The sequence below is a fragment of the Paenibacillus sp. 1A_MP2 genome (assembly GCF_052244825.1).
Lineage (GTDB): Bacteria > Bacillota > Bacilli > Paenibacillales > Paenibacillaceae > Paenibacillus > Paenibacillus vandeheii.
On the sequence record NZ_JBQQCS010000001.1, the window covers coordinates 3,481,291 to 3,494,252 of the forward strand.

The 12,962-nt window shown below is 42.5% G+C and carries 12 protein-coding genes and 3 pseudogenes; 10 read left to right on the plus strand and 5 right to left on the minus strand.

Annotation, left to right across the window (positions count from 1 at the left end):
• Positions 1–83: 83 nt before the first annotated feature.
• From ACTWJ7_RS17080 to ACTWJ7_RS17100, 5 genes and pseudogenes are all read left to right on the plus strand, one after another.
• Positions 84–764 (plus strand): TetR/AcrR family transcriptional regulator, encoded by a 681-nt coding sequence (locus ACTWJ7_RS17080; RefSeq protein WP_301877183.1) that lies wholly within the window; start codon positions 84–86, stop codon positions 762–764.
• A gap of 278 nt (positions 765–1,042) precedes the next feature.
• Positions 1,043–1,933 (plus strand): AraC family transcriptional regulator, encoded by an 891-nt coding sequence (locus ACTWJ7_RS17085; RefSeq protein ID WP_301877182.1) that lies wholly within the window; start codon positions 1,043–1,045, stop codon positions 1,931–1,933.
• Between the two features lie 156 nt (positions 1,934–2,089).
• Positions 2,090–3,153: pseudogene (locus ACTWJ7_RS17090) on the plus strand (Gfo/Idh/MocA family protein).
• Positions 3,154–3,311: 158 nt separating this feature from the next.
• Positions 3,312–3,806, plus strand: coding sequence for an RNA polymerase sigma factor (locus ACTWJ7_RS17095; RefSeq protein ID WP_301877180.1), 495 nt, complete (start codon positions 3,312–3,314; stop codon positions 3,804–3,806).
• On the plus strand, positions 3,803–4,774 hold the full coding sequence (locus ACTWJ7_RS17100; RefSeq protein ID WP_301877179.1) for a hypothetical protein: 972 nt from the start codon (positions 3,803–3,805) through the stop codon (positions 4,772–4,774). Before ACTWJ7_RS17095 ends, ACTWJ7_RS17100 begins: the two co-directional genes overlap by 4 nt.
• Before the next feature lie 154 nt (positions 4,775–4,928).
• Here ACTWJ7_RS17100 and ACTWJ7_RS17105 read toward each other — a convergent pair.
• Positions 4,929–5,509, minus strand: a pseudogene (locus tag ACTWJ7_RS17105) (YdeI/OmpD-associated family protein).
• A complete protein-coding gene (locus ACTWJ7_RS17110; protein WP_301877178.1) occupies positions 5,499–5,963 on the minus strand; it encodes a VOC family protein in 465 nt (154 codons plus the stop codon). The pseudogene ACTWJ7_RS17105 and the gene ACTWJ7_RS17110 overlap by 11 nt, the downstream one beginning before the upstream one ends.
• A 109-nt stretch (positions 5,964–6,072) precedes the next feature.
• Here ACTWJ7_RS17110 and ACTWJ7_RS17115 point away from each other — a divergent pair, with 109 nt between their 5' ends.
• Both ACTWJ7_RS17115 and ACTWJ7_RS17120 read left to right on the plus strand, forming a co-directional pair.
• On the plus strand, positions 6,073–6,984 hold the full coding sequence (locus ACTWJ7_RS17115) for a helix-turn-helix transcriptional regulator (protein ID WP_301877177.1): 912 nt from the start codon (positions 6,073–6,075) through the stop codon (positions 6,982–6,984).
• A gap of 70 nt (positions 6,985–7,054) precedes the next feature.
• On the plus strand, positions 7,055–7,570 hold the full coding sequence (locus ACTWJ7_RS17120) for an AAA family ATPase (RefSeq protein ID WP_301877176.1): 516 nt from the start codon (positions 7,055–7,057) through the stop codon (positions 7,568–7,570).
• Positions 7,571–7,921: 351 nt separating this feature from the next.
• On the opposite strand, the gene ACTWJ7_RS17125 is transcribed toward ACTWJ7_RS17120, so the two are convergent.
• Positions 7,922–8,884 (minus strand): helix-turn-helix transcriptional regulator, encoded by a 963-nt coding sequence (locus ACTWJ7_RS17125; protein WP_301877175.1) that lies wholly within the window; start codon positions 8,882–8,884, stop codon positions 7,922–7,924.
• A gap of 106 nt (positions 8,885–8,990) precedes the next feature.
• On the opposite strand from ACTWJ7_RS17125, the pseudogene ACTWJ7_RS17130 reads away from it, so the two are divergent.
• The 3 genes and pseudogenes from ACTWJ7_RS17130 (at position 8,991) to ACTWJ7_RS17140 (ending at position 11,262) form a co-directional block, all read left to right on the plus strand.
• Positions 8,991–9,469 (plus strand): annotated as a pseudogene (locus ACTWJ7_RS17130) (GyrI-like domain-containing protein).
• Positions 9,470–9,487: 18 nt separating this feature from the next.
• Positions 9,488–9,952: a phage tail protein gene (locus ACTWJ7_RS17135; RefSeq protein WP_293017282.1), complete on the plus strand. Its 465-nt coding sequence runs from the start codon at positions 9,488–9,490 to the stop codon at positions 9,950–9,952.
• Between the two features lie 215 nt (positions 9,953–10,167).
• Positions 10,168–11,262 carry an NAD(P)H-dependent flavin oxidoreductase gene (locus ACTWJ7_RS17140; protein WP_301877174.1) on the plus strand — a complete coding sequence of 365 codons (1,095 nt, stop codon included), beginning with the start codon at positions 10,168–10,170 and terminating at the stop codon, positions 11,260–11,262.
• Between the two features lie 6 nt (positions 11,263–11,268).
• Here ACTWJ7_RS17140 and ACTWJ7_RS17145 read toward each other — a convergent pair whose 3' ends face one another.
• Complete coding sequence (locus tag ACTWJ7_RS17145) at positions 11,269–11,796, minus strand: DinB family protein (protein WP_301877173.1); 528 nt, start codon at positions 11,794–11,796, stop codon at positions 11,269–11,271.
• Between the two features lie 143 nt (positions 11,797–11,939).
• On the minus strand, positions 11,940–12,947 hold the full coding sequence (locus ACTWJ7_RS17150; RefSeq protein ID WP_443145669.1) for an ATP-dependent DNA helicase: 1,008 nt from the start codon (positions 12,945–12,947) through the stop codon (positions 11,940–11,942).
• Positions 12,948–12,962 lie beyond the last annotated feature (15 nt).

Genomic DNA, 12,962 nt, shown 5'->3' on the forward strand with positions numbered 1-12,962 from the left:
TACCTTACAGTGTTAGATGGTATCATGAACTTATGAACCTGTAAAGCATAATCTTACACTGTTAGATAAAAGGGCGGATATCCATGAAAAAACAACAGCCTCAAATTTCGGAGGATAAGATTTTGGAAGCTTCGTGGGAGCTTCTCGGTGAGGAGGGTATCGAGAAATTCAGTTTGAGGCGGTTGGCCGATCGGCTGGGGATTCAGGCACCCTCCTTGTATTGGTACTTCAAAAGCAAGCAGCATCTCTATCAGCGTCTGGCCAACCAGGTTTCGAAAATAATTCTGGAGGAGTTCCACTCCGAGGGAGACTGGAAGGAGCAGCTAACGGGTCTTGCGGAAACGATACGTAGTGTTCTCAGCCGGTATCCCTGCTCCACGCAGCTCATGATGATGACGCTGCCTCACGAACCGGACATTATTCGGTTCACCAACCGCATGCTGCTCTGCGTAGAATCGACGCCGCTTGAGCAAGATCAGAAAATGCAAGTGGTTACTACACTTGTGAACTATGTCTTCTACTTCGTTCTGGATGATTATCAGCATCAGCGCAATGTCGCCGCAATCTTTAAGGACCAAGCAGCACTTCCTGGTGAAGAGATGATTCGCCTTCTGGACTCCATGGGCGAAGCGGAAGCGGGATTGTTCCGGAGAATGTTCACGAACGGCTTGTTTGAACTGATGGGAACCGACGGAGCGTTTGAATTCGGCTTGAAGCTGATTCTTTTGGGAATTGAGCAGGTAATTAAGGAACAAGAGAATTAGAATGTAAAAAATCGCACATCCGGATATTCGGATGTGCGATTTTTGATAAGGCTTATTGTTAATCCTATATTGCACCGTTACCGTCAAAATCGACTTGATGATGCAGGACTACTCAGCAACAATCATGATGAGAAAAACGTTTATATACACATCCTTTTAAATTTTATGATTAGGATCAACAGAGAATGAACAGAAGGAATTTGCACATGAAGTTGCTCCGAAATCGGTTACATGATATGTATTGAATGAAACATATTTAAGGAGGATAGCTAACGTACATGAGTTTATATCTGGAAATCCCGGAACTTGACAAACGACTCCCATTTCGGAGCTTTATTCACAAAGGGGATGTGCTCTGTTATCCGCACTGGCATAAGGAAATTGAAATTATTTATGTTACCCAAGGAAGCTTGGATTTGGGCTTGAATGATAAGGTGATTCGTCTGAAGCAGGGGGAAGTCCAATTCATCAATGGCGGTGACGTCCACTTTTTTTTGTCATCCCCAGACAGTGAGCGAATTGTTATTCAATTTGACCTGAATCTGTTTCAAGACGTATCCACACTAATTTACGATGATCGGTCGCTTCGTGACATTTTTACTCAAATAGAGCAATCCAGCAGGAACTGGCCTCATGAAACGGCAACCAGGCTTCTTCCTCTTCTTCAAAGCATAAGCACAGAAGATGATGAGCGCAAAGAGGGCTATGCATATATGATCAAGGCTAGGCTTTACGAAATGTTGGCTTTTATTCTAAGAGAAGTACCAAGGGGGAATGAGACACATCGACCCCAAATTTCGGAACATATCTTGACTCCGACCAAAGAAATGCTTTTAAAGCTGGAACGAATTTTCGAATATGTAGAAAGGCATTACCAGGAATCAATTATATTAAAGGACGTTGCCGACTATATAGGGTTCAGCCCGTATTATTTCACTAAGTTTTTCAAGAAAAATACAGGAATGACCTTCATAACCTTTCTAAATGAATATCGACTTAATAAAGCGAAATGGATTTTGCTCAATGAAAATTATTCAATTACCGAAATAGCTGAGCAGTCGGGATTCAATAGCGTTAAGACGTTTCATCACTTCTTCAAGGAAGCAACGGGGACATCGCCTTTAAAGTATCGCATGACAATATCCGGGAATAAAACAGCAAGAAAATAGGAAGATAGTCTTTTATCAGACTTGTATGATAAGGGTATTAAACAAGTTGAGGTGCTATACATCTTGCATAGAATCAAGGTCGCAGCCACTCATCTTTTTTTACATAAAGTTTGCTGTGAGAAGTCTATGTAGGCATAGTCAAAATGGGAAAGGACGATGAAGATGAATAACCGAATTTATAATATAGCAATTGTTGGCTTTGGGGGATGGGCGGCTATCATTGCCAGTTAATTGAGCCTGTATCACAGATTTCCGTAATCGGAGTATACGATACGGTTGCATATCGGATGGAATTGGGCAAGGAAGCCGGCTATAAAACATATGCAAGTCTGGATGCTGTTCTAACAGATGAGCTGGTGGATATCGTTTTGATTGCTACACCTAATGATGTTCACAAAGATATAGCAATTCAAGCTCTGCAGGCTGGTAAACATGTAATTTGCGAAAAACCGGTTACAATAACCAGCAAGGACTTTAATGATATCGTCGAGGTAGCGAACCAGGAGAAACGCGTGTTTACGGTCCATCAAAATCGTCGCTGGGATGAAGATTTTCGGACTGCCAAGGACATCATCGAGAAAAAGACTTTGGGCGAGCTGTTCCATTTGGAATCCAGGGTTCAAGGAGCCAACGGCATACCTGGCGACTGGCGCCAGCTGAAGGATTACGGTGGAGGTATGCTGCTGGATTGGGGCGTGCATTTGCTGGACCAACTGCTGCAGATTACAGATAGCCAAATTGAAAGCGTTGCGGCTAATTTAAGTTATATTTTAGGAACTGAAGTGGATGATGGTTTTACGAGTTATATAACGTTTAAAGATGGCCTGACGGCACTGATTGAAGTGGGAACGACCAATTATGTGAAGCTACCGAGATGGTATCTCAAAGGAACGGAAGGTACTGCAGTGATTCGGGACTGGGATTTAAGTGGAGAGATTATCACTCGAAATCCGGATGTTGCTCATATAGAGCCGAAACCTATCCAAGCGGGGCAGGGATTGACCAAAACGATGGCGCCGCCGTCCGAACAGTCCACGCTAAAGTTTGCAATACAAAAGCCGGACTTGGAGGAGCAAAGCTTCTATGAAAATTTTGTCTCTGTACTCGAAGGGAAATCTGAAATTGCAATTAAGAATGATGAAGTTCACAGAGTACTTGTACTAATTGAGACTATTTTTGAGGCAGCCGAGACTAAATCTGTGATCCATAGAAGTATTTAACACGCTTTCTGTTATTGCTGTAACTACCAGATATGCATTAAATCGTGTAAGCCGTCAATAATGACGGCTTTTTGTCTGTCTAGATTTAAATTTACAACAAAATGTGACCAAATGCCGTCCTTGAGAGTGTTAGAGATATAAAGGAGGGCAGAACAACCATGCAGCGATCAGTGCCCCAACGGGGAGATCATGTGATGAAAGTCTATGAGACTTACGCGGATACGCTGTTCCGGATTGCCATGGTGCACCTCGGCAGGCGAGAGGACGCGGAGGAAGCCACTCAGGATACCTTCATCAAGTTAATGGAAAAAGCCCCTACGTTCAACGATGCAGAACATCAGAAAGCATGGTTGATCCGGGTCATCACCAATCATTGTAAATCCTTATTAGGCAGAGGCTGGCGCAAACGGGAGGTCAAGTTGGAGGGAGCAGATTCCCATACGACAGACGACCCCGAAGATCAGGCGCTGATCGAACTCGTACTGTCACTGCCCGTCAAGTATAGATCGGTGGTTCATTTGTACTATTACGAAGATTATCCGATCCGGGAAATCGGCGAGATCCTGCAGATCAGCGAGTCTGCGGTGAAGATGCGATTGAAGCGGGGAAGACAGCTGTTAAAACTGGAGCTGGAAGGAGAAGAACCCCAATGAAAGAGGAACAATTCAAACGAAACTATAAGAAAGCGGTGGATCAGATGAAAACAAACGATCAAATGAAAAAAAGGATAGAGCAGACTTTGAACACACAACGTCATGAGCAAAAACGCCAGCGAAAATCTCTTTATATTGCAGCAAGCGTCGTCATCGCTGCCAGTATTGGACTTGCGGCGCCAAGCATATGGCAGCAAGTGAGCGGACCGGCCGCGCCAGTGACACAGGTGGCACAGGTCACTCTGGGCGCGTCATTCGACCCGGTGGTGATTCCGAAGATGGAGCTTCCAGATTCGAAGAGTAATGGCGTAAAGGCCGATATGCTTCAACTGGTGGTCTATCAGGGCAATGTCTACACACAGTCCGCTACTTCGCTTGACGGTCCGGATGCGCTTGCTTTGCGCGGACAGAAGTTAGGCACTACAACAGGCGGCATCCATGAGCTGAGCGACCAAGATGAGTACACGGAGCTGGCCTCCAACATTGGAGAAGCGGACATCTATGCCGTCAACGGCTACGACACGAATTTCCGCATCATGTCCTACACCGAGATCGATGGTCAGGGGTATGCCCAACTGTTTGACCAAAGCAACGGCATCACTATCGGCAGCGGCGAAGACCTGATCGGCAAGCTTCATCTCGAAGGCAACTTCGCTTCGGCGCAGTGGGAGACCTTCGCCAGCTGGAACAACGGCTTGCAGCAGCTGCAGTCGCTCGCATCGGACAAATCGCTGAACAACTTTATCTCAGCGCTATACGCTGCAAAACCGATAGCAACGAGCCCGGAACTGGAGGAGCATCTTTACGGGCAGGAAGATCGCAAGATCATCTACCTGACGCTCGAAGATAAGACGCAGGTCCAATTAGTCCTGTTTGGGGAAGGTCTGGTGCGTTACGGCAATGTACCGGTATTCTTCGAAATCGAGAAAGGTGCTTTCCAAGCGTTCTGGAACAACCTGGGTGAGTAATCATGGAGTTTTACTCAACAATCCAATAAAGCAACTCCACCAATCAAATCTTTTTGAATGATAAAATTTCAAATGATCATTGATTGATAAGTTGGAAATTCATTTCCGATTTCGATCATGTCGCTTGCTATTATTAAACACCTCACCTGAACATTCAAGGTGAGGTGTTTTGGGTGTAAAGGCGTCCATTGTCATTCCAATTGCCATACATTTTATTTTGTTTGGTGTTTGTTATAAATTTATCTAATCTTTTGTTAAATAACTCAGGTTGAGTTTTATAGCTTTGGATGGTGTCGATTCGGATTCTTTTATAAAGATCTGGGAATGCCGCAAAATTCTGATACACATCCGTGTCCTCTTTTAACCTCTGCTCAATAATAGGGTCAATTCTAAATGATTCGTAACTGAGATCAGGGAGAACCTTTCGACCTTCATCTGTCATCAATCCCAACGCTTCAAGGCGACGGGCTCTTTCTTTATTCAATTCAGTCCATGAACTTTTTTTGCTTCGAGGAGATAGTCTTTGAGCTAATTGAGTCTCGGAAATTTTCTTTTTTGTCCATCAATCCATCCAAAACACAAGGCTTCTTCAACAGCATCCAGATACAGCATCGTACCTGGAGTTGATTTCATACTCACAACGATCCAGCAAGAATTTTCAGTCAGGCAATGTTGTTGAAACCAAGATCTCAATTCGCTTTTTGACTTTGCTGGAAGCAGTTCATTAAGTCGCATTAGAAATTACGCTATCCAGGAATGTATTAGCGTCGCTATTAAACTTCCAAACGATACCAAATTTATCAACCAACATTCCGAAGCAGGAAGACCAAGGCATTTCTGATAAAGGCATGATGACATAGCCACCTACAGACAAATTAGAAAAGTAATTGCCCATTGTCTGTTTATCATCAATAATGATGCTGATGATTACATTGTTACCTTTAACCAACTCCCCCGTTACGTTCTTCATCGAAGGAAGTATATCCGACATCATTATTTTTCCTCCAGCGAATTCTAACGATGACTCCATAATCATGTTTAACTCATTTTCTGGTATAGGGTAGTTTGGATCTTGTGAAAAATTCTTGAATTTCACTTTTTTTACCTCACTTGCGTTTAAAGCTTCTGAATAAAACGCGATGACTTGCTCAGTGTTCCCATCAAAATTTAAATATGCAATAACTGACATGATAAAACCTCCTTCTTGTAATACATGAAGTGTAAGCTATAATAGGTGACAGCTATATTGTCACCTATTATAGCTTTGTTCAAAATTTATTTACTTAAAGAGGACTATCATGAACAAAATTGAAAGATTAATATCTATCATAATGATCTTGCTGCAAAAGAATGTGGTATCAGCCACCGAATTTGCGAAATTATTCAATGTATCCAAAAGAACGATTCTACGTGATATGGAAACACTTGGATTATCTAACATTCCCATTTATTCTATAAATGGAGTGAACGGTGGATACGGGATTATGGATGAATACAAAATAGACAAACGACTTTTAAGTAGCAAAGACTTAGAAAATATACTAACTGCACTCGGTGGATTAGGAAAAATTCTATTTAGTGACGAAGTAGAATCAACGCTTAAAAAAATTGAATCGATGATAGGTTCAACAACTTTGGGAGGTACAATTCAACTGTCATTCTATAATTGGGATGGTCGTCCTGAAATTGTGCAAATCTTAAAGACTTGCCAGGAAGCAATAGTGCAGGGAAGGTTACTTACATTCGATTATATAGATCAAAGTGGAGTCAAGTCGCAGAGACGGGTCGAGCCATACCAGCTTCATTTTAGTGAAATGAGTTGGTATTTGAAGGGGTTTTGTTTAGATCGAATGGAATATCGAACTTTTAAATTGTCCAGAACGGATAATCTGAATATCGATATTAAAACATTTGTTGCTAGAGATTATATGACTGAACAGAAATCAGAGCAATATTATCAACCGAAACTAATTACAATTAAAGTATTGATCTCACATCGAATAAAAGATCAATTTATTGAAAGATACGGTCAAAAAAGGATTGAAGCTTACAATTCTGAACTCCTTATAGCCGAAATAGATATGCCACAAAACCACTTTGGATTTCGGTTTTTAGCTAGTTTCGGGACGGATTTGGAAATCATAGAACCTAAAGCATATGTTGTAGAATTTCGAGAGTTTCTAAATGCCATGATAAATAAATATGTCTAAGAACCCATGTTGAATGTTTCTTCTTTGTATAGGCTGGGCTCTGTTTATGATAAGAAGGAGGTACTAAGTTATGGAAAAAGCGATCTACTTAATTACAGGCGTAATGGCTTCTGGTAAGTCAACAGTGTCGGAGCTGCTGGCTTCCAAGCTGGGAAAAGCCGTGCATCTGCGTGGTGATATATTCCGTCGTATGATTGTATCCGGCCGCGAAGACATGTCCGCTGAACCGTCGGAAGAAGCAGTCCGTCAATTATATTTGCGTTATCAGCTAGCCGCAAATGCCGCAAAAATCTATTATGAGAATGGTTTTTCTGTAGTTTTGCAGGATAATTACTACGGTGCGGAATTAGTCTATATGATGGAGCAGTTAAAGGATTACCCAGTTCAGTTAGTTGTGCTGTGTCCTAAGGTAGAGGTGGTAAAAGAGCGTGAAAAATCAAGAGGAAAGGTCGGGTACACTGGCTTTACGGTAGAGAATTTGTACTCGGAATTTTTGAAAGAAACGCCTCAAATCGGATTTTGGCTGGATAGTTCGGAGCAGTCCCCTGAGCAATCCGTGAATGATATTTTATTGCACTTTAGATGAAATCAAATTACTGAACTCAAGCCGCCAAAAAGTCACAAGATGCTCGACATGGTGTAAGATTAGTCAAACAAGCTGAGGAATCTCAATCCGTGCCCGATTTCAATACTAATATTAAGTTTTTCGAAGAGCTTAACAATAACAGATGATGTAAGCGAGCTATAGATCACCAGAAAACGTGTTGAGGAGATAGTCCTCAATACGTTTTTATTTTATGAATCGCTAAATATTACCTTAGGCTTCTTCTTCCGATGGATAATTGGGATAATGTCCCATAGTAGATCTCAGTAAAAACAGCAGATAATAAAAGCACGGTCAAACTCCAAATGATCAGGGATTAAACGGTCCACTGGATTAGGAGCAATATAAGCTAAATCTCTCTTGTACATCTGCTAAGACTTCTTCGGGCATCTCCTTGACTGTGATATCTCCTCCCAAGAAAAGCAACCAATTGGTTATTTCGGTTAATTCTTCTGGATGATGAACGTTGATAGACGCCTTTATAACGGCTGTGGTTTGGTAAGGATTCGTATAAGAAAGGGAAAACTTTAAAGGGTGATACTTCTTGAACTGTGCAATTGCCTTTGGACCAAGCTCTAGGACAAGATTGATGACCTCTTCCTTCTTGTTTAGTTGTTCTAAAATCTTTTTCTTACTGACCCTTTTCTTCGGTGGGTATGGTTCTACATGGGTGAGATTGTCAACAGATAAAATTCGCCTCTTTTCTGCATCTAAGTCAAAGCCTTCAATGAGCCATAGACTTTTTTCACGATAAAGGTGCAAGAGATAAATGGGATAAGACTTTATTTCCCTGTCTTCTTTGACGGTAACCAATAAATAGCTCTCTAAAAGAAGAATCTGGATGATTTTTTCCAACATAGGGTGGGGCAGGTCTGATAAATCAAGCAAGTCGGGATTATGAGGGTTGGTTCCTTCAAATAACAATATTTGATTTAAAAGAACCAGGTCGTCCTGCTGATTTTTGGAGATGAGACCCAGTAATTTTTCGGTTAAAGACTGACGACTCTTCAGATAAGGAAGTTGTTGATTTCTAGTGGCCATAAAGGCAATAAACAGAGCTTTGATCTCATTATCAGTAAAGCGGACCGTGGGAAGGACAGAGTTGTTCATGACAAAATAACCCCCATCCCTCCCAACTTCAGCGACAAGTGGCATGCCCATGGCTTCAATTTCCCTGATATCTCGAATAGCGGTCGAACGTGAGATGTTAAATTCCCGCATGATTTCAGAAATGGTAAAGTGAGCGCGGTTGTTGATATACCTCATGATGATATTAATCCGTTCAACTTTTTTCATCGGGCCTCCCTAAACAGTATCATAATTTGACATGATTTAAGGTTATTATAAACCCATCAAGTGAAAAGACAAACCACTGATAAATTTAAAGAGGACGGTGTTCATGATGAGTAATTATCAATTTGAAGAAAAAGACAGCTTTGTCGTTTTGGGTATTGGAACTGAGCTTAAGAGCCACTACACAGATTTTGCTGGCATTAACAAAGAAAAAGCGGATTTTTGGTCGGCTGTGAAACAAGATGGAAGTCTGGATGCTTTAAAAGCTGTAGCGACAAATGACTACATTTTTGCTGTGAACGAAGCGGTGAATAACAAAATGATGCATTATGCTGGCGTCATGACCGAAGCAACATTGCCAGAAGCAACTAGAGTAATTCAATTCCCTAAGGGAGAATATCTGGTGATTAAGGGGAAGGGACAACGGCAGAAGAGTTGAGTAATAACCTTACTGGCGTTGCTTTTGGGCAAGTTCTGCCACAAGAAAAGAATTACGCTTATGTAGGTGGCCCAAATACAACGGTTGAGATGGGGCAGCAAAACGGCTTGCTGTTTGGTGAAATGTGGATTCCTGTAGTTAGGAAATAACAAGAAGGAGAGATCGTGATGTCGTATAGCGTTGATTTCAAAAATGTGTCTACGGTTGGTTTAGAGTCTTCACCGGTAGCTGAAGCACTGGCTGGTTTACGTGCAAACGAAGCCCGTTATTTTATGAACAAATATAAGCATGAATTCACGGTTGTACCCGCTAGCGAAAGTCAGGATACTCTTGAATATGTAAACCGAATATTGAAGGAAGAACGAGATATTGAGTTTGCGGCCAAGCCCTTGGAAACGTCGGCTTTTCAAGTGGAAAACATTCGATTTTCCTACGTCTTTTATGAAGATGGACTTGCTCTCAATGTCATGTATACGGTTGATGACCCGAAGAAGCGGGCTGTTGGTTTTAAGCTCTCTGAGGGGATGGAGATACCAAAAGAGTTAGAAGAAAAGTTCAAGTTTGCCAGGCAGAAATCGAAGTTAGCTGGAACCATTCGGGGTTCGTTTTTCGTAATAAAGAAAGAGTATTAAAGTAAGCAAAAAGCACATGTGGGGGATTTCATCCATTGAAAGTCGCTGTAATAGCGGCTTTTTTTTGTTCTATTTGCAGGAGTTCTTGACCCGATGACTGAAAAAGACAAATAGAGTTAGAATACGATCTATCTGAAATGGTGATATGTAGCATCTGATTTACGGATTATACATGATGGGTAAACTCGATGTAAACTGAAGAAGAACCCAATCCAATGAATGAGGAGAACATATCGATGTCTATTCAATTAAACAGCAAGCTCTGTGAAAGCTTCAATATTCGTTATCCCATCGTTCTTGCGGGCATGGCGGGTATCGCCAACATGGCACCCTTAGTCGCTGCGGTTTCCAATGCAGGTGGGTTAGGTACGCTAGGCGCTGCGTATATGAGCCCTGAAGAGCTAAGAGATGCCATACACGAGATTAAAAAACGAACTAAAGCACCGTTTGCCGTAAATATTTTTGCCCATGTTGGACCAGATCAATATACGAATTTTGATGCAGTAAACGAAGAGCTGACCTCGATTCGAGAGTCCTTGGGTGTGAAGCGGCGGACTAAAGATGAAATCAGTTCATCTAATCATTTTGAGGAACAGTTCGGTATCTTGTTGGACGAAAAAGTTCCGATTATTAGTACAACGTTTGGATTGCTTTCTGAGCATCATATGCAGAAGGCAAAATCGTTAGGGATCAAAATCATGAGTAAGGCCACCACGGTAGAGGAAGCTATTCAAGCGGAGAAGCGCGGATGTGACGTTATTGTTGCACAAGGTAGTGAAGCAGGAGGACATCGAGGAACTTTTAATGTATCATCTCAGCCCGGCGGAGCGAACATCGGAACCATGGCACTTGTTCCACAAATTGTAGATCATGTCCATATTCCAGTCGTTGCTGCAGGTGGAATTATGGATGGCCGAGGGCTGGTGGCTTCACTTGCTTTGGGAGCACAAGGTGTACAGATGGGGACTCGTTTCTTGACATCCGCTGAGTCTGGCGCACATGAGGTATATAAACGTGCGTTACTTGATAGCACAGAGGAAAGTACCGTAATAACAAATGCATTTTCTGGACGGCCAGCGCGTGGTATAAAGAATGATTTTATACAACATTGGGAAGCATCCCGTACTAAACCGCTACCCTTCCCTACCCAAAATACATTAACTCGAGAGATCAGAAATGTTTCTGCTCGCCAAAATAATTCAGAGTATATGGCCCTTTGGGCAGGGCAGGGAACGAGAATGTTAACAGATAACCAATCTGCAGGTGATATCATTAATCAAATTGTAGAAGAGGCCAGAACTATTATTTAGTTGTGATTATAAGTTCACATCCAGCGAATAGCGATCGCGAAGTACTGACAGATGGTGGAGCTCATGTCCAACCATAATACAGGCTATCGATCTAGCAGAAGCAGGATTATCACTAACAATCCCTCTGCAGAGCCAAGCTTCCGGCGTGAGGCGACGGAGCATAAGTATGGTTGAGCGGCGTGTAACTGCATATTCTTCGTTCAAATCGGATACTGTATACGCATCGAAGGGATGGCTTTGCATAAGCACGTCCTGATCATAGCCGGGATGATTCGCTTTGTCGCCTCTGGCGATGCGAAGCAATCGACTGCTCATGATGCGTTCATTATCCAAAAGGTGGCCGATGACCTCCTTCACGCTCCATTTGCCTTCGGCGTAACGATGATTTGCTTGCTCCTCTGTCAATGAAGAAAGCAACGTTTGTACGATGTTGGCCTGTTTCTCTAACAGTTCGATGATGTCCCCTTCTGGAACAAGCTGCATGTACCCTTCATAGAAAGCTGCATACTCCTCTGTAGTTGGTCTTTCAACCATGAAAATGCCTCCTTTGAGATTCATATAGTTGGATTATATACTAGCATATATCTTGCGTGCAGCATGAAATTGGCTCCTCCGCTTTATGGACGGAAGGGCCTTTTCATGTGAGTTCACAGTTTTATAATTTGATTGTTCCATTTTCAATCCGTACGTCGTATCCCCTTTTTTTGAACAAACTTCTCCAAAACCGAAAAATCCTCTGTTACTTTTTTGAACGGTAATGTTTCCAGCACCTGTTTCCGGTAACTCTTTTTTGCCCCTGCGCTAAGTCGGGAGTCCAGTATGCTGAGTATGCCAAGGTCCGTTTCACTGCGAATCAGACGACCGGTTCCTTGCCGTAACCGGAGCAGCATGTCCGGTACAAACACCTCCATAAACGGATTCTCCGTTACAGATGCCTTATATTCATAAATGGGATCCGAAGGAACAGGGAAGGGCAGACGGAAAATAACGACCTGCGACAGGTCGGGACCCTCGATATTCACGCCTTCCCAGAATACACCGGTACTTAGGAGTACACCTTTGCTTTCCCTGAATTCGGCGATGACACCGTCCTGGGAAGATCCCTCTTTTTGAACATGGACTGTCCATGTATACTCATTAGTTCTTGAAACCAACTGCTTATGAATGTACTTCATGTCCTCCTTTGCTGAAAAAAGGACGATTGTTCTTCCTTGTGTTAAATTACAGAGTTGAACCAGTTCTTTGTAGGCTGCTTCAAGATAGTTTTCGCGCTGTTCATGGTGGTAATAAGGAACTTTGTTCGAGATGTACATCATGGCATGGTTGGTGTAGTCAAAAGGGGAGGATTTGCGATCCAAAAAATCACCCTTATAACCGAGGGATTGCGTCATATAAGAGTACTGTTCCTCCAGCGTTTCCCCGCCTTGGCAAAGTGTTGCCGACGTTAGGATAACAGGCGCCTTGCCATTAAATAAAGCGTACTTCAGAAATTGGCTTATATCTTTGGGACAAATACTGATCATGGCTACTCCAAGAGGACTGCTTGCCCATATGAGATAGTTGTCCTCTATTTCAGCCAAGACATTTATGAGGGTAATAAGCCCGTTTATGGCTTCAAAAGCGTCATCAATCTCCCGCTCGTGGCGGGAGGTCAAAATGGAAAGGCGAAGACTGAGATCTTTCAAATCGTTCGAGACTTG